Raw genomic sequence first — 16,288 nt, forward strand, 5'->3', positions numbered from 1 at the left:
TTTAATGATTTAAAATTTTGCCTAAAAACTCTTTTAAGCGCTCATGTTGCGGATTTGTAAAGACATTTTTTGGTGTGTCATCAACTGCGATTTTGCCTTTATCCATAAAGAAAATTCTATTTGCCACGTTTCTTGCAAAACCCATTTCGTGTGTAACCACAAGCATCGTTATACCCCTTGCGGCAACATCTTTCATAATATCAAGCACCTCTCCGATCATCTCAGGATCAAGTGCACTTGTCGGTTCATCAAAAAGTATCACTTCTGGCTCCATCGCTAGGCTTCTAGCGATCGCGATACGTTGCTTCTGTCCGCCTGAAAGCTTGTGCGGATAGGCAAATTTCTTATCACTTAGCCCAACACTTTTTAGCAACTCATCGGCTCTTTTTTCTGCGCTTGCTTTATCTAAAATTCCCGCTTTTATCGGAGCTAGAGTTAAATTTTGCAAGACGTTTTTATTTGCAAAAAGATTAAAGTGCTGAAAAACCATGCTCACTTTTTGGCGAATTTTATTTATGTCTGATTTTTTATCTAAAATATCTTCGCCATTTATCTTTATGTGTCCACTATCTGGCTCCTCAAGGCGGTTTATACAACGTAAAAACGTACTTTTGCCACCACCACTCGGACCAATTATCGCTATAACTTCACCTTTTTTTATATCTACGCTAATATCATTTAAAACTCGCAAATCGCCATAACTTTTGTTTAAATTTTTAATCTCAATCATGGCGGTTTAATCTCCTCTCAAGTAGTTTTACCAAAAGTGTAAAAAATTTAACACTCACATAATAGACAATACCTGTAAAAATGACTGGCTCTGGACTATAAAAGACCGCTTGCAAGCTCTTACTTTGCATCGTGATATCAACGACGCTTATATAGCCCACGACTGATGTCTCTTTAAATAGTGATATAAACTCATTTGCAAGAGCTGGTAAGATATTTTTTGTAGCTTGTGGAAAAACTATCTCGCGCATCGAAACATAGTAGTTTAGGCCCATCGCACGAGCCGCTTCCATTTGTCCTTTATCGACACTGTTTATGCCACTTCGCACGATCTCGGCCACATAAGCAGAACTATTTAGTCCAAGTGCGATGAGAGCTACATAAAAATTATCGCTCCATGTTGCAAAAATGACAACTGAAAATATTAAAAGTTGAAGTATTACAGGTGTTCCACGTAAGATATCGATATATTCATCAATTATAAAATTTAAGATTTTAATATTTAAAAATTTAATAAACGCCAAGGTAAATCCAAGTGTTATGCCTATGGCAATACCGCCTATAGTAAGCCCTAAAGTCACTCCGTAACTTTTGATATAAGCGATCTCTTGAGCCTCACTAAGATCTCTTGGATAGAAAAAATATGCTCCAAGTGAGACGATTATTATAAAAAATAGAAATTTAGCTAAATTTTGAGCCTTCAACTTCGTCCTTCTCTTTAAAATATGGCTTTAAATAATACGAAAAAATTTATATCATTTTGCTTAAAAGTGTTTAAGGATCGGCACTGAATGTTGTAATTTAAAAAAATTTATATTAACATAAGCCATTTATCTTAATTTGAAAGGAAATTTATGAGCTTTGGGTCTTATTTAGCCATCGCCATCTATTTTGGCTTTTTGCTCTTTATCGGACGATATTTCTACGATAAAAATGCAAGTATGAACGAGTATCTGCTAGATAACCGTCGAATGGGTCCAGTGGTTACTGCACTTAGTGCTGGTGCTTCTGATATGAGTGGTTGGATGCTACTTGGCGTGCCCGGAGCATTATACGCAACTGGCATAGCAAATGTGTGGATGATAATCGGTCTTATCATTGGAGCTTACTGCAACTATCTATTTTTAGCAAAGAGGCTTAGAATTTATACTGAGGTTGCGAGTGATAGCATCACAATACCAGACTTTTTAGAAAATCGCTTTAAAGATAGGACTAAAATTTTAAGAATTATCTCTGGTCTTATCATTTTGATCTTTTTCACACTTTATGTAAGTAGCGGCATTATCGCTGGCGGAAAGACATTTGAGAGCTTTTTTGGTTTAAAATTTGCCTACGGAGCGGTCTTTACACTTGTCATTGTGGTCTTTTACACATTTTTTGGTGGGTTTAAAGCAGTTAGTATAACTGACGCATTTCAGGGGCTTTTGATGTTTTGTGTCCTAGTCTCAATCCCAGTCGTGGCATATCTAAATTTAGACTTGCCAAGCGATACAAATTTACTAAAAGAGATAAGCAAGCTTGATGCAAATCACCTAAATCCATTTAGAGATCAAACTTTTTGGGGAATTTTAGGACTTATGGCTTGGGGATTTGGCTACTTTGGACAGCCACATATCATCGTTAGATTTATGGCGATACGCGACTCAAAAGAGCTTGCTAAAGCAAGAAGAATAGGCATTGGCTGGATGACGATCGGCCTACTAGGCGCAATTATGAGCGGACTTATCGGCTTTGTCTACTTTAGTCAAAGAGGCGGACTTAGCGATCCTGAGACTGTATTTTTAAAGCTTGGCGAGTTACTTTTCCCACCATTTTTTATAGGCATTATCATCTCAGCTGTGCTTTCAGCGATTATGAGTACTATCTCAAGTCAGCTTTTAGTTACATCTAGCTCGGTAACAAAGGACTTTATCTTTGCATTCTATAAAAAAGAGATTAGTCAAAATACACAAACGGCGATCAGTCGCTATGCTGTCGTAGTAGTGGCCATAGTTGCTACAATACTTGCCTTTATCTCGACAGATAATGTCCTAAACGTAGTTGGCAACGCTTGGGCTGGATTTGGTGCGAGCTTTGGACCAGTGCTACTTTTTAGCCTTTACTGGAAGCGCATGAGTGCACTTGGAGCACTCGCTGGTATGATAGCTGGAGGCGCGACCGTAATATTTTGGATCACTTCGGGGCTAAACGTATATGTTTATGAAATTTTACCTGGCATCATAGCATCTTGCATAGCGATCATTAGCGTAAGTATCTGGGGAGACGCGATAAATAAAATGACGAGCGAACCTCACGAGCAAGTCATAAAAGATGAATTTGAAAAGATGAAAACAAGGCTTTAAGCCTAAACTTACAAGAAATTCCTAGTATCTTGTGCTAGGAATTTCTGCTAATTCCTTCTTAAAATTTTAATCCCTTTTTTAGTTTTCTTATCAAAAATCTAGCTGGATGAAGCTCGTGAAATAGCGATCTTTCTATGCAAAGTGGGCGATCAAGCACAAGATCAGCTATCAAATTTGCTCCAAGTATCGCTGTGCCAAGACCTCGTGAGCCATGAGCAAAATTTACAAAGACATTTTTTTCGTAGCTTGCCTTTGGGTTGTTATCTTTATTTTTGCTCCAAAATAGCCCTTTGTAGTTTTGCTTGTAAAATTCTTCATCATGCAAGGCGCCAATTATCGGAAACCTATCTCCGCTATAGCTCCTATATCCCACACGTGAACCGATAATGGTGGCTTTTGTGGTGTCAAAAAACTCGCTTACATCACTTAAATTTTTAGCATTATCCTCAACTTTAGGCGTATCGCAAATTTCATTTCTAGCATAAGTTGCACCGATAACTTGTACGCCTTTGACGGCTGGGCAGATGTAGCCTTTTGCGCTTAGCGGTAAAGTATTTTTAAATATTGGTTTTAAGTGGGTTACTTGGCCTCGGACACTGCTTATTTGCATGTCGTAGCCCTTAAAAATTTCACTGCTCTTACTGCCAGTGCAAAAGACCAAAATATCGGTCTCTAAATTTTTACCATTTTTAAATTTAACGCTTATCTTGCCGTTTTGTAGATGCGCCCTACTCTCATACTCGTGATTAAATAAAATTTCAAAGTTGCTTGAGAGAAATTTACAAATTTCTCTTGGCCTAGCGTATGCACCGTCTTTTATAAATATCCCAGGATATGGCTTTAAGTTCTCATCAAATTTAAAAATATCCTCTACGCTTTGAGTTTGCCACGAGCCATATCTTTTGATGAGCTCATCATCAAATGCGTAGTCGATGCAGCCACTAAATTTAATAAGGCTTTTTGGCAAAGTTGCCTTGTAAAATCTCACTGCTTGCAAAAATGCGTTTAAATGCATGCGGCCTAAATTTACCCCGGGCTTGGTAACTAACGGCATCAAAGCGCCACAGTGATTACCAGAGCCATTTGTAGCCACTTCGACCTTTGCCTCGGCGATCACCACTTTAAAGCCATTTTTGGCTAGCTCGCCAGCTGTTGCAAGTCCAGCCACGCCAGCTCCTATGATAAGCGCTGTTTTACCATTTACACTAGCAACTGGTTCGCATCTCACAAACCAAGCATCCTTTAAATTTTCATCCTTTTTCTCTAGCACGGCACTACTCATCTGACGTTTTCTAGCGTAACCCTCTTTTAGGCTTAGCAAAAAGCCAGCGCCCTTTAGCCCGTCTTTTACTATTTTTGCGCATGAATAGGTTCTAGCAATCGTACCAACCCTGCTTAGTCTTGCGATCTGTCTAAAAATTTCTTCGCTCCAGATCGAGTCATTTTTACTTGGAGCAAAGCCATCTAGAAACCAGATGTCAGCGCTAAAATCAAGCTCAGGTAAAATTTCTTTAGCCTCGCCGTAGCAAAGATCAAGTGTGATATTTGGGGCAAAATTTATACGGTGTATGCCCTCAATAAGAGGTGGATAGAGCGAAACCAGCTTTCTAGCATAAGCTTTAAAAATGCCTAAATTTTCATAAATTTTTAAAATATCTTCTTTTTTAATAGGGCTTTTTTCGATGCTAACAAAGTGAAGTTTTTTAGAACTATTTTTAAATTTCTTACAAAGTGTGAAGAAATTTAGCCCGGCACCAAATCCTGTCTCAGCGATGACGAAGCTATCTTTACTCTGCCAAATTTCATCAAGTGCACTTGCAAAGACAAATTCGCTCTCAAGCCAAGGTTTGTCGGTATTGAAATAGATATCGCCAAACTCCTCGTTAAATGGAATTTGCCCTTTAAAGCTTAAATTTGCATTTTTCATCTATTTTTTGCAAAATATCCGTCAATGCCGTTTGCAATGCCATTTGCAAGAGCGTTTTGATAGGCATCATTAAAGAGCTTTTCACCCTCGACTGGATGCGTGATATAGCCGATCTCAACAAGAACTGCTGGCATAAGAGCGCCTACAAGCACCCAAAACGGCGCCTCTCTCACACTGCCATCACTTGCAGCATAGACCTTTCTAGCACTTGCTAAAATTTCTTTTTGGATATCGATGCCAAGCTTATTTGACGCGATAATCTTCTCGCGGTTTAGCACGTTTAAAAACGTCTGCTGCGAAAAGTAGTTCATCTCTTCGATATCTGATTTGTTCTCAAGCGCAGCCGCGTTTTTACTACGTTCACTTCTTGCAGGCGATAAGAAAAATGTCTCAATGCCGTGCATGCTCTTTGCCTTTGTGGCATTTGGAGCAGCATTTGCGTGAATGGAAACAAAAAGATCGGCCATCTTATCATTTGCAAATTTTGTTCTTGTTCTTAAATTTATAAAGACATCGGTTGACCTGGTAAAATAGACCTTGTAACCACGCGCTTTTAATATGTCGCCAAGTTTTTTGGCCACGCCTAAAACGGCTGTTTTTTCTTGCAGTTTGCCATTTACCGCGCCAGGGTCTGTGCCACCATGTCCTGGATCGATGACGATCGTTTTGTTGCGTGAAAATTTACCAGTCGCAACTGGTGGCAAAGGTGCTGCCACTGGCTCGCTTTGTGCGGGCTGTGGCTTTAAATTTGGCTCAGGCTCTTTGTGTGGCACTTCTTCGTTTTTGTTTTTAGTTTTATGAAGTGGTGCTTTTACATTTTCGTTTGAGATAAAATTTTGAGCGCTGATTACAAGCAGATCGCCTGTCGCATTTGCTTTTATAGTCTTTTGGATCTTATCAGAAAAAATAACTCTAACAGTGTTTTTATCATACTGCGAGATATGAATATAATCAGATATAAAATTTTTATAAGTTAGCGGATTGCCATTTAGTCTACCATCAATATCCATAATGTTTTTATATGTATTTTGCTGCTTTAAAAAGGATGTTTTTAATTTTGCAGTATCAATTTTTGTATTAAACTTAAGCACTAAAGTGTCATTTACCTTTGTAGCACTAAGTAGCGTCAGAGCAGCACTAGGCGTACTGGCACTCTTTACGCCATTTAGTGCATTTAGATCTTTTACATACCCACTTGAGTCAAAACCAAGCGATTTTGAGCTGGTTATGAGTCTTGTGAGTGCTTGTTTTTTTATATTTTTGTCATTCTTTATGATCGCGTCGACATAGATATCTTTTATATCGTTGTGAAATTTGATCTTTGCACTTCTGCTTGAGCTGGCAAAATTTTTATCAAATTTTGCAAATATATCTGAATTTGTCGCAGCAAAAAGGAAATTACAAACAATAAAAAAGAGGATTATCGCTCGTTTCATTCACCATGTACCAGCTTGTGCATTAGCTCTTTTACGCTTATTAGCTCTTTTAGTTTATATCCATTTGCTCCCGTGAAAAATAACCCGGTCTCTTTTTTGCCGCTAAATGAGTCAAACAGCCTATCAGCGATGCAATATCCAACCTCTTTAGCACCTTTGCCCCTTTGACAAGGGCTCACGCAGTTGCTTATACACTGAATCTTTGGTCCCATCCTTTTTTCTACCAAATTTATCAAATTTGTTCTAATCCCACGAGCCGGATAGCCAACTGGACTTTTTATAAGCTCTATGTCCTTTTCCTCGGCTGCTAGTATCACTTCTTTAAAGCCAATATCTGCGTCACACTCATGAGTGCCGATAAAGCGTGTGCCCATTTGAACGCCGTCTGCGCCTAGCGATATTGCTTTTTCGATATCATTTTTATCCCAAATTCCACCGGCTGCAATAAGCGGAAAGTCACCCCACTCTTTTATCTCGGCCTTTACCTGTGGGATTAGATTGAATAACGAAAACTCAGGATCAAGGCACTGCTCGTAAGTAAAGCCCTGGTGTCCGCCGCTTAGTGGCCCCTCAAGCACGACAGCATCTGGTAAGCGGTCATATCTTTGTAGCCAACGTTTACAGATGATCTTTAGTGCTTTTGCACTTGAGATAATAGGAACTAGTGCAACCTCTTTAAAATTTTGTGTAAATTCTGGCAAATTCGTAGGTAGTCCAGCACCTGACACGATGATATTTATACCGGCTTCACAAGCATCTTTTACCACTCTTGCGTAGTCATTTGCAGCGTACATTATATTTACGCCAAGTGGCAAATCTCCACAAATTTTTCGGGCATTCTCAATAATTGCTCTAAGCCCTCTTGTAGAGTAGAAATTTTCACTTCCAAATGGCTTTGCGTTAAGCTCTTTATCTATAAATTTTCTATTTTCATAATATCCAGTACCAACTGAGCTGATTATCCCAAGACCGCCTTCTAAGCTTACATTACCAGCTAGTTTGTCCCAGCTGATACCAAGTCCCATACCGCCTTGAAATATCGGATACTTTATCTCATATTTTCCTATTTTTAATGGCTTTAACTCCATCTATTCAACCTTTACTTTTGCAAATTTACGCTTTCCGACTTGCAAGATATATTCACCTGTCTCTAATTTTAACTGCTCATCACTAATCTTTTCTTGATTAATGCTAACCGCATTTGCCTTTATGTCACGTCTTGCTTGAGAATTTGACTCACTTAGCTCACACTGCGATAAAGCTTCCACTATCCACGCTGGTGCTTTTAGGCTAAATTCTTTGATATCAGTTGGGAGCTGATTTTGAGAGTGCACGCTATTAAACTCAGCCATTGCAGCCTTTGCAGCCTCCTCGCCGTGATACCTTGATGTTATCTCGTAAGCAAGATCCTCTTTTGCTTTTTTTGGATGATACTTGCCGTTTTTTACATCGTTCATTAAATTTTCTATCTCGCCAAGGCTTTTTGTACTTAAAAGCTCATACCAACGCCACATTAGCTCATCGCTTATACTAAGCGTTTTTGCAAACATATCATTTGCATTTTCGGTTACGCCGATGTAGTTTCCAAGACTTTTGCTCATCTTATTTACACCATCAAGCCCTTCAAGAAGTGGCATCATGATGACAGCTTGCTCTTTGCCAACATTATATGTTCGCTGTAAGGTTCTACCCATTAGAAGGTTAAATTTCTGATCCGTACCGCCCATCTCGATGTCGCACTTCATCGCAACGCTATCATAACCTTGAAGAAGTGGATACATAAATTCAGAAATTGAAATTGGACTGCCAGATTTTATCCTTTTTTCAAAATCATCGCGCTCTAACATTCTAGCGACTGAAAATGTGCTAGTTAGTTCTATCATTCCAGCAGCTCCAAGCTCATTTGACCATTTTGAGTTAAACATTATCACGGTCTTTTTTGGATCTAAAATTTTAAAAACTTGCTCTTCATAGGTTTTAGCGTTTTTTAAAACCGTCTCTTGATCTAGCTTCTTTCTAGTTACTGATTTACCGGTTGGATCGCCTATTTGAGCAGTGAAGTCGCCTATTAAAAACTGTACGATCGCGCCATGTTTTTGAAGCAAAGCCATCTTGCTTAAAACGACTGTGTGTCCTAAGTGAAGGTCTGGAGCAGTTGGATCAAAACCAGCCTTTACATAGAAATTTTCACCTTTTTCATAATAGTTTTTTATTAAATTCTCAACTCTTTCAAAGTCAATAATCTCGGCAACACCGCGTTTTATCTCTTGTAAAATTTCAGCTATATCTTGCATTATCTTTCTCCTAGTTATGGTATGGATCGCTTTGCGAAACAAAATCTATAATCTTATATCTATCTTTGATCTTCTCTCTTAGCTCGTTTGCATCGATGTTTTCAGCTATCTCAACACTTATCTCAAATGTATCGCCGCTAAGGTCATTTGCTTCATTTAGCGAGATTGTAGCCAAATTTACATCTAGTCTAGCAAGATATGTTAAAAATTCAGCCAACGCGCCTTTTCGGTTCTCAAGATTTAATAAAATTTTATATCTATGTGGGGCATTTCTAGTCCATTTGACAAAGATGATTTCATTGCCCTTATCCATAAGCTTTCCAGCACGCTCACAAAGTTTGTGGTGCACTGTCACATTGTGCCCATTTTTAAAGCCAACTATACTATCGCCTCTTTTTGGATTACAACAATAGTCAAACTCGACATTTGAAATTTTATGATTTGAATAGATTACGATATTTTCAAATTTTTGCTTTTTAACCTGATATTTATCGCCCAAAGAGATCATAAAAGGACGCTCTTTTTTTATATACTTTTTAAGCATATTTACGACCTCTTGCAAAAAATCGCTTTCAGTTGCAGCACGAAAAACTTTTTTGCCTAAATTTTCATGCTCTATCCAGTCTAAAATTCTATCTTTAGAAACGCCAAAAACTGACTTTAAAATATCAACTGCGATTTTATAATTTATATCTTTTATCTTTTGCTTGCAGTATGTCCTTATCGTAGCTCTTGCTTTACCAGTTCGAACGCTATTTATCCACGAACAGCGAAATTTTGCCTCTTCACCAGTTACGATCCTTACAATATCGCCGTTTTTTAGCTCTGTTAAAAGTGGCATTCTGACGCGATTTATATAAGCTTCTTTTGCGTAAAGTCCGATCTCTGTGTGAATCTCATAAGCATAATCAAGTGCAGTAGCCCCACGTGGAAGCGTAAAAACTTCACCTTTTGGCGAATAGACCGCAATATCTTCTATATAAAGACTATCTTTTGCATATTCATAAAGCTCTTCGACGTTACTTTCAGCTTCATTATTTTGCATACCAATGTCGTTTAGCCAGTCAAGTTTTGGATTAAGTAAACTGCCCTCGCCGTTTTTGTATTTCCAGTGAGCTGCGACACCGTATTCGGCGGTTTTGTGCATATCGTAAGTACGAACTTGTGCCTCAAAAATACTCTTATTATCAAAAATAGTTGTATGTATCGTTTGATAGCCATTTTGCTTTGGAAGTGCAATATAATCCTTAAATCTCGAAATAAGAGGATTAAAATTTATATGCAAATTTCCAAGCGCAAGATAGCAATCAAGCGGTTTTTGCACAAGAATTCTAATAGCAAGCAAATCAAGCACCTCTTCAATCGAAATACCTTTTCTTTGCATTTTTAAATAAATCGAATAGTAATGCTTTATACGTTTTTGAATCTCGAAAGTACCCTCAATAAAGCCATTTTCAAGCAAAATTTGATTTACTTTCTCGTAAAAAGCATTTAGCTTAAGGCTAAGCTGCTGTTTATTTTTATTTAAAAAGCTATCGATCTTGGCGTATTCTTCTGGCATCGCATATTTAAAGCTTAGATCTTCAAGTATATTTTTAATCGATGAAATTCCAAGCCTATGAGCGATCGGAGCATAGACCATAAGCGTCTCTTCAGCAATACGTTTTTGTTTTTCTACTTTTAATGCATCAAGGGTTAGCATATTATGAAGTCTATCACAAAGCTTAACCACAAGAACTCTAACATCTTCAATGGAGATTAGAAGCATTTTTCTAAAGGTTAGTGCCGAACTTGCTAGTTTTTCGTTACTACTTGAGCTTGCAAGCTTGTTTTCTCTTATAGCAACTATCTTTGTAAGCCCCTCAACCAGCTTTGCCACTTCATCGCCAAATTCAGCCTGGACTTCACTAAGCGTAACTTCAGTATCTTCAACTACATCGTGAAGTAGTGCAGCTATGACCATGCTCTCATCTCCACCCATATTTGCTACTATTGATGCTACCAATATTGGATGGATTGCGTATGGCTCGCCACTTTTGCGGTATTGACCGGCATGAGATGTGACACAGCTATCTATAGCTTTATCTAATTTCTCGCTTCGTTCGCAAAGAGAAAAGAGCAGCGTTATAGCTTCTGAAACATTTTTACAAGGTAAAATTTGTTCTATTAGCTGCTCTAAAAAAAGACTATTTTCCTTCAACTATTGCCTCTAAGCCTATTTTGCCCTCAGCTACTTCAAGTAGCGCAATGTCAGCAAATTTCATCTTTGAAGTATCGGCTTCTACAAGCACTACTGCTCCATTTGCTAGTGCTTCTGCACGCTTTGCTACGATAAGTGAAAGTTTATATCTATCATCACCAACCTGTTTTAACGCTCTTGCTGTTATTTGTTCTGTTCTCATATTTATCCTTTTTAAAATTTATTTTACTACTGAGTATAGGGCTGCTTCTTCTTCATTTATTATTTTTAATAAATTTCCAGCCTTAAACATATTACAAACCAAAATCGGCAGTGAGTTATCTTTAGCTAAAGCTATGGCAGTATCGTCCATAACCTTGATATCATCACTCATCGCCTTTTCGTAGTTTAGTGATTTTAGAAGTTTTGCATCTTTGAATTTTTTAGGGTCTTTATCATAAACGCCATCAACTTTTGTCGCTTTTATGATCATATCTGAGCCGATCTCAATAGCTCTTAAAGTTGCTGCTGTATCAGTTGTAAAGAAAGGATTGCCGGTACCTGCAGCAAAGATGACAACTCTGCCTTTTTCCAAATGGCGCTGCGCACGTCCAACGATGAAAGTCTCACAGATCGCCTCCATCTTGATCGCGCTTTGCACTCTTACCTCTAGCCCGCTTCGCTCTAAAGCTTCACGCATCGCGATTGAGTTTATTACAGTTGCTAGCATGCCCATGTGATCGCCACTCGTTCGTTTAATGATACCATCTTTTGCGGCACTCACACCGCGTATAATGTTGCCACCACCGATAACGATGCCAACCTCGATACCATTTTCGACAAGCTCTTTTATCTCATTTGCTATAAATTTAAGCACCGCCGTATCTATGCCAAAACCATTTTCTCCCGCTAAAGCTTCGCCTGAAAATTTAACCAATACGCGTTTTCTTTTACTCATTGTCTTGCTCCTTAAAATTCACGCATTCTAGCCAAAAAGGCTTTAAATTTAGTTAATAGCACTTGCAAAGCGGCTATTTTGAGATCATCTCAAGTGGATCGATGTGGTAGTTTCTTTGCGTCACTTCAAAGGTTAGATCACTTCTAACTCGGCCTATAACGTAGCCTTTTTGCACAACTGAGCCGACTTTTACGGTTGGTGCAATTTGACTTAGGTGAGCGTAGATCGTGTGGATGCCATTTTCGTTTTCTATAATGACTACATTTTCAAGCATTGGAGTTGCTTTTGCAAAGACCACTTTACCATTTAGCACGCTTTTGACCTTGGCATCTGGCGTGGTTGAGCGAAGTATGACTGACTCGTTAAAAATTTTGATGTTATATATTGGATCTACATAGTTACCAAATTTTTGCTTTACAGTGTAGCTATCAAGAGGAGCGATTGTCTTTGCACCTGAATATTTTTTAACTGAGCTTGTTTGATAGCCTCCACCCATTGGCTGGCTTTTTTCGCCTTTTTTACCACCTTTGCTTGTGGCTGCTTTTTCTTGTTTTTCTCTAGCAGCACGTGCGGCTTCATCTTCTTGTTTTTGCATGATAGCAAGCTGCTCCAGCGTCTTTCTTAGCTCATCTTGCTGAGCTTGAAGCTTGGCTAGCTTTTTGCTGTAAATTTCCTTATCACGTTTTAGTCCGTTTATAGTATTTTTCTGCGTACTCTCTAAATTTTGCAAGTCACTTTGCTTGCGTCTATAGTTTTTGATGCTTGAGTTTATCTCGTTTATTTTGTTTGATTTATTTTTTATCTTTTCGATCGTATCTTCATAGTTCTGGCTAAGTCTTTTAAAATCCTCTTTTGCAATAGCATTTAGCTTGGTTAAAATTTGAGATGAGATGATGCTCTCCTCGCTTTGCTTGTCCTCAGTTGCAGACATCAAAAGATCAAACGACAAATCTTCTGCGATGATCCTTATCATATTTTGCTCAAGCTCTTTTTGTGTGCGCTCTAGCTCTTTGTTTTGCTTAGTTAGATCATCAAGCTCAAGAAGTGCCTTTGAAGCATTTGTTTCAAGGACTGAAATTTGACCCTTTAAATTTGTGATATCGCCACTTATACCGCGAAGTTTTTTCTCGCCATTTACGATATCACCAGCCAAATCATCTAACTTTTTACTAAGCTGCTCGCTCATCGCTTGACTCGATCTTAGCGAGTTTTTGGAGTCTTTGATCTTCTCTTTGGTATTTGACGCAAAAGCTAAGCTAAAAGCTAGCAAAAATGTAAAAATTCCTTTTCTCATATCGTGCTTTTTCTAGCCTTGCTCATCACCAAACTAACAGCAAAAATGCTTAAAAACATAGCCACGCCAAATAAAATAAAAATATCCCTTGAAGGATCAAGGCTAGGCAAAACTACATCGATGCTTGCAGCATTTTCTCTAAAAATTTCAATACTAGGCAAGAAAAAGAAAAATGCACCGACTGCAACGGTAGCAACTAGGCTATCAACCATAGCCGATTTGTAAAGCATGGCTGATTTTAGCCAAAATGGTGCTCCAAAAAGCGTCATGATCTCGATACGCTCCCTATGCTCAAACAGCCAAATTTTAGCCTGCTTTAGCATAAGCATAAGTCCAACAACACAAAGTATCGCCATAAAAGCATACGATATGCTTTTTGCTAAATTTAGCATTTTAAAGACCTTGTCATGAGTCTTTGAAAATGTCTCGACCTTTGTGATGCCATCAAATTTTAAAAGTTTTTGCTTTAGCTCATCCATGTACTGCGGTGTCGGAAATTCGCTAAGTTTTAGTGAGTAAAATTTAGGTAGCGCATTTTGCAGTATGGATAAATTTTTAGCAGAGATGTCATTTGATAGGCGGTCGATTATTTTTTGCGGACTTAGTGGCTCGAGGCTAGATAGATTGCTAACCACCGGCTTTAAAATAGCATCACTAAGCTCTTTACTTGAAACTATGACGATGTTGTAGTCATTTCCCATGAGTCTTTCATAATCTCTCACAATCTTATCGGCAGTTAGACTAAACTGCACTGAAAACAAAAGCGCGATCAGCGGCAGGATGAATCCAAGATGATTTTTAAGCGATCTCATGTACGCCTCCATTTTCTATGACGAAGTGGCGGTATGGGATACGAAGTGTCGATGGGATATGGTGCGTGACAACTACCACGCTCGTGCCTAAAAATTCCCTAGCTGATTTTAAAAGTGACCAGATGACGTCGCTTGAGTATTCGTCTAAATTTCCAGTTGGCTCGTCGCATAAGAGCAAATTTGGATTGTGCGCTAGAGCTCTTGCCATGGCAACTCTTTGCTGCTCACCACCACTTAGCTCACGAGGATATTTATCGGCTTTATGAAGCATATTTACATGTTTTAAAAGTTTAGCCACTTGCTTTTTGCTCACATTTTGATTGATGCCTTTGATGATGAGGGGCAACATAACGTTTCTTTCCACATTCCATTCATTTATCAAACGATAATTTTGAAATATAATGCCAACTCGCTGCCTAAGCTCACAAAGTCTTTTATCATCGATGTCGTCCATTTGTGTCATGCAGACATTTAGCTCTCCAGCAAGGGGTGAAATTTCTCCGTAAAATGATTTTAAAAGCGTGCTTTTTCCACTTCCACTCTTGCCTGTGATAAAGACAAAATCATTTGCATAAATATCTAAATTGACACTATTAATTACAATTTCATCGCGTTCATAAGCTAGGCTCAAATTTCTTGCACTAATTATCTCTTGCATCAGCCAAATACTCCTTCAAAAGCTCGTGTGCAGCTAAATTCTCACGAATTAAGATCGGTTTTTTTATAAAATATTCGCTTTTTTCATCGCTTATTTTGATAAAACATTGCTCAGGTTTATTAAATGCTCCAAAAGCAACTTTTAGCAAAATTTCACCTTCGTTTATGGTGTAAATTTCTTCAAAATGTAAAAAATAATCTTCTTTTTTGATGATAAAATTTTTAAAATTTTTAATGATATTTTTTACGCTTGTCTTTTCTTTAAAGCTAAAATCTCCAGCTAAAACACTCTCGCCACTTTCAACCTCGCAAGTATAAACGACATCGTAAATATCCTTATCTTGACGTCTCCAGCGGTCTTCGTACTTACTAGTTACTTCTAAATTTCTATTTTTGAAAGCTTCTATTTTTGAGTTTGTAGGCTCTAAAAATTTACTCAAGCTAAAGTCGCAATACTCCTTGCTATCAGTCCTTAGCTCAAATTTACCGCCTACTTTTAGTATCCTCTCGCACTCAAGTGCAAACGCCGATGAGACCACACGTCTATGCTCTGCTTTGTCCCATGGCACTGGAAAGTGTAAAAAGACTCTATCAACTAAATTTGAGCCAATAAGTGAGAGTAAAAGTCTGGCGTCAGTGTTTATTAGACGCACGTTTTCTAGACCATTTGCCCTAGCTAGCTTTGCTACTTGCTCGATGCTTGGTTTATAGACTTCTATTCCGATAACTAGGGCATTTGGATTATTTTTAGCTTGATAAAGCAAGTGTCTGCCAGAACCAAAGCCGATCTCGATGAAAATCTCTTTAAATTTATCTTTTAGCTCGCAAAATGCTGGCGCAAATTCTTCAAGGCTTAAAATTTCGCTCACTTTTTTGGTTAAATTTGTCTTTTTTACAGCAAATGCTTGACTGATGATGCCGTTGCAATTTTGCTCTTTAAAAAGCTCCAGTGCCTCTTGCAAAAGACCAACTTTAGCTGGCTTTGTAAGCTTCTCCCCCTTTACAACAACGCCATTTTTACCGGGCTTTACAACTAGAAAAAAGCTCTCTTCTTCATTTTTTGTGTAGATGAGCCTCTCGTTTCGCCCATTTGCCTGCCAAAGAAATTTGACTTTGTCATTACCAAATGGAAATGAGAGCTCTTTTAAAGACGAAGCGATGAAATTTGGCATTATTTTATGCTAACTTCTGCTTTTGATGACTTATCAGAGGCGATGCCGTACTCATCGATAGCTACGACGCTGTAAGAATAGCTAGCTCCTTTTTGCACGCTATCATCTCTAAGTCCAGTACCATCTATGCCACTAAAAATTTTCTCACTTGCACCACTTCTATAAACCGTGTACGAACTGGCTCTATCAACTGCACTCCAGTTTACATTTACGCCGACACCATCGTAGCTAGCGCTAATATTTGGAGTCTTTGGTGCACTAAGCGTTATCCCCACGATTGGCTCTTCTTGTTTTAAGCTCTCAAGGCCGTCTTTATCGACTGCTGTGACTCTGTAATACCTTGTTGCCGCATTTGTATTTATGAGATCTTCATAGGTGTTGCTAGTCGTTTTTGCCAGATATGTGTAAGGCAAAATTTTACTCACTGTTCTATAAACCTTAAAATAAGCAAAATCCTCAGCTGGCGCGTAATCCCAAGTTAAAATTAT

15 protein-coding genes are annotated in these 16,288 nt (G+C 38.3%); 1 reads left to right on the top strand and 14 read right to left on the bottom strand.

Annotation, left to right across the window (positions count from 1 at the left end; all coding sequences use genetic code 11):
- Position 1: 1 nt before the first annotated feature.
- Entirely contained in the window at positions 2-730 is a 729-nt protein-coding gene (locus CYP43_RS01430) for an amino acid ABC transporter ATP-binding protein (protein WP_072595138.1), read from the bottom strand.
- On the bottom strand, positions 723-1,433 hold the full coding sequence (locus CYP43_RS01435; protein WP_103582236.1) for an amino acid ABC transporter permease: 711 nt from the start codon (positions 1,431-1,433) through the stop codon (positions 723-725). The genes CYP43_RS01430 and CYP43_RS01435 overlap by 8 nt, the downstream gene beginning before the upstream one ends.
- A gap of 150 nt (positions 1,434-1,583) precedes the next feature.
- Between CYP43_RS01435 and putP the strand changes: the two genes are divergently transcribed.
- A complete protein-coding gene (gene putP / locus CYP43_RS01440; protein ID WP_103582237.1) occupies positions 1,584-3,071 on the top strand; it encodes a sodium/proline symporter PutP in 1,488 nt (495 codons plus the stop codon).
- A 58-nt stretch (positions 3,072-3,129) separates the two neighbouring features.
- Here the strand turns inward: putP and mnmC are convergent, their stop codons facing one another.
- From mnmC to CYP43_RS01500, 12 genes are all read right to left on the bottom strand, one after another.
- Positions 3,130-4,998, bottom strand: coding sequence for a bifunctional tRNA (5-methylaminomethyl-2-thiouridine)(34)-methyltransferase MnmD/FAD-dependent 5-carboxymethylaminomethyl-2-thiouridine(34) oxidoreductase MnmC (gene mnmC, locus CYP43_RS01445; RefSeq protein WP_103582238.1), 1,869 nt, complete (start codon positions 4,996-4,998; stop codon positions 3,130-3,132).
- Positions 4,995-6,434 (bottom strand): N-acetylmuramoyl-L-alanine amidase family protein, encoded by a 1,440-nt coding sequence (locus tag CYP43_RS01450; RefSeq protein ID WP_103582239.1) that lies wholly within the window; start codon positions 6,432-6,434, stop codon positions 4,995-4,997. Before CYP43_RS01450 ends, mnmC begins: the two co-directional genes overlap by 4 nt.
- Positions 6,431-7,522: a nitronate monooxygenase gene (locus tag CYP43_RS01455; protein WP_103582240.1), complete on the bottom strand. Its 1,092-nt coding sequence runs from the start codon at positions 7,520-7,522 to the stop codon at positions 6,431-6,433. Before CYP43_RS01455 ends, CYP43_RS01450 begins: the two co-directional genes overlap by 4 nt.
- Positions 7,523-8,728, bottom strand: a complete 1,206-nt coding sequence (tyrS, locus tag CYP43_RS01460; RefSeq protein ID WP_103582241.1) for a tyrosine--tRNA ligase — start codon at positions 8,726-8,728, stop codon at positions 7,523-7,525.
- Positions 8,729-8,738: 10 nt separating this feature from the next.
- Entirely contained in the window at positions 8,739-10,928 is a 2,190-nt protein-coding gene (locus tag CYP43_RS01465; RefSeq protein WP_084041542.1) for a RelA/SpoT family protein, read from the bottom strand.
- Entirely contained in the window at positions 10,915-11,130 is a 216-nt protein-coding gene (locus CYP43_RS01470) for a DNA-directed RNA polymerase subunit omega (protein ID WP_021091717.1), read from the bottom strand. The genes CYP43_RS01465 and CYP43_RS01470 overlap by 14 nt, the downstream gene beginning before the upstream one ends.
- A gap of 18 nt (positions 11,131-11,148) precedes the next feature.
- Positions 11,149-11,865 (bottom strand): UMP kinase, encoded by a 717-nt coding sequence (pyrH, locus tag CYP43_RS01475; RefSeq protein WP_054196984.1) that lies wholly within the window; start codon positions 11,863-11,865, stop codon positions 11,149-11,151.
- Between the two features lie 73 nt (positions 11,866-11,938).
- Positions 11,939-13,159, bottom strand: coding sequence for a murein hydrolase activator EnvC family protein (locus tag CYP43_RS01480; RefSeq protein WP_103582242.1), 1,221 nt, complete (start codon positions 13,157-13,159; stop codon positions 11,939-11,941).
- Positions 13,156-13,971, bottom strand: coding sequence for an FtsX-like permease family protein (locus CYP43_RS01485; protein WP_103582243.1), 816 nt, complete (start codon positions 13,969-13,971; stop codon positions 13,156-13,158). The genes CYP43_RS01480 and CYP43_RS01485 overlap by 4 nt, the downstream gene beginning before the upstream one ends.
- On the bottom strand, positions 13,958-14,629 hold the full coding sequence (locus tag CYP43_RS01490) for a cell division ATP-binding protein FtsE (protein WP_021091805.1): 672 nt from the start codon (positions 14,627-14,629) through the stop codon (positions 13,958-13,960). Before CYP43_RS01490 ends, CYP43_RS01485 begins: the two co-directional genes overlap by 14 nt.
- Positions 14,613-15,800 carry a tRNA (guanosine(46)-N7)-methyltransferase TrmB gene (trmB, locus tag CYP43_RS01495; RefSeq protein ID WP_103582244.1) on the bottom strand — a complete coding sequence of 396 codons (1,188 nt, stop codon included), beginning with the start codon at positions 15,798-15,800 and terminating at the stop codon, positions 14,613-14,615. Before trmB ends, CYP43_RS01490 begins: the two co-directional genes overlap by 17 nt.
- On the bottom strand, positions 15,800-16,225 hold the full coding sequence (locus CYP43_RS01500) for a hypothetical protein (protein ID WP_258032122.1): 426 nt from the start codon (positions 16,223-16,225) through the stop codon (positions 15,800-15,802). Before CYP43_RS01500 ends, trmB begins: the two co-directional genes overlap by 1 nt.
- Positions 16,226-16,288: the final 63 nt, after the last annotated feature.

The sequence above is a fragment of the Campylobacter concisus genome, from assembly GCF_002913045.1.
Classification (GTDB): Bacteria; Campylobacterota; Campylobacteria; order Campylobacterales; family Campylobacteraceae; genus Campylobacter_A; species Campylobacter_A concisus_AP.

What these genes read in the sequence shown, in the direction of transcription:
- CYP43_RS01450 (WP_103582239.1), bottom strand. Translation starts at nt 6,434, where the DNA reads ATGAAACGAGCGATAATCCTCTTTTTTATTGTTTGTAATTTCCTTTTT.
- CYP43_RS01430 (WP_072595138.1), bottom strand. Translation starts at nt 730, where the DNA reads ATGATTGAGATTAAAAATTTAAACAAAAGTTATGGCGATTTGCGAGTT.
- mnmC (WP_103582238.1), bottom strand. Translation starts at nt 4,998, where the DNA reads ATGAAAAATGCAAATTTAAGCTTTAAAGGGCAAATTCCATTTAACGAG.
- pyrH (WP_054196984.1), bottom strand. Translation starts at nt 11,865, where the DNA reads ATGAGTAAAAGAAAACGCGTATTGGTTAAATTTTCAGGCGAAGCTTTA.
- CYP43_RS01480 (WP_103582242.1), bottom strand. Translation starts at nt 13,159, where the DNA reads ATGAGAAAAGGAATTTTTACATTTTTGCTAGCTTTTAGCTTAGCTTTT.
- CYP43_RS01485 (WP_103582243.1), bottom strand. Translation starts at nt 13,971, where the DNA reads ATGAGATCGCTTAAAAATCATCTTGGATTCATCCTGCCGCTGATCGCG.
- tyrS (WP_103582241.1), bottom strand. Translation starts at nt 8,728, where the DNA reads ATGCAAGATATAGCTGAAATTTTACAAGAGATAAAACGCGGTGTTGCC.
- CYP43_RS01455 (WP_103582240.1), bottom strand. Translation starts at nt 7,522, where the DNA reads ATGGAGTTAAAGCCATTAAAAATAGGAAAATATGAGATAAAGTATCCG.
- putP (WP_103582237.1), top strand. Translation starts at nt 1,584, where the DNA reads ATGAGCTTTGGGTCTTATTTAGCCATCGCCATCTATTTTGGCTTTTTG.
- CYP43_RS01490 (WP_021091805.1), bottom strand. Translation starts at nt 14,629, where the DNA reads ATGCAAGAGATAATTAGTGCAAGAAATTTGAGCCTAGCTTATGAACGC.
- trmB (WP_103582244.1), bottom strand. Translation starts at nt 15,800, where the DNA reads ATGCCAAATTTCATCGCTTCGTCTTTAAAAGAGCTCTCATTTCCATTT.
- CYP43_RS01470 (WP_021091717.1), bottom strand. Translation starts at nt 11,130, where the DNA reads ATGAGAACAGAACAAATAACAGCAAGAGCGTTAAAACAGGTTGGTGAT.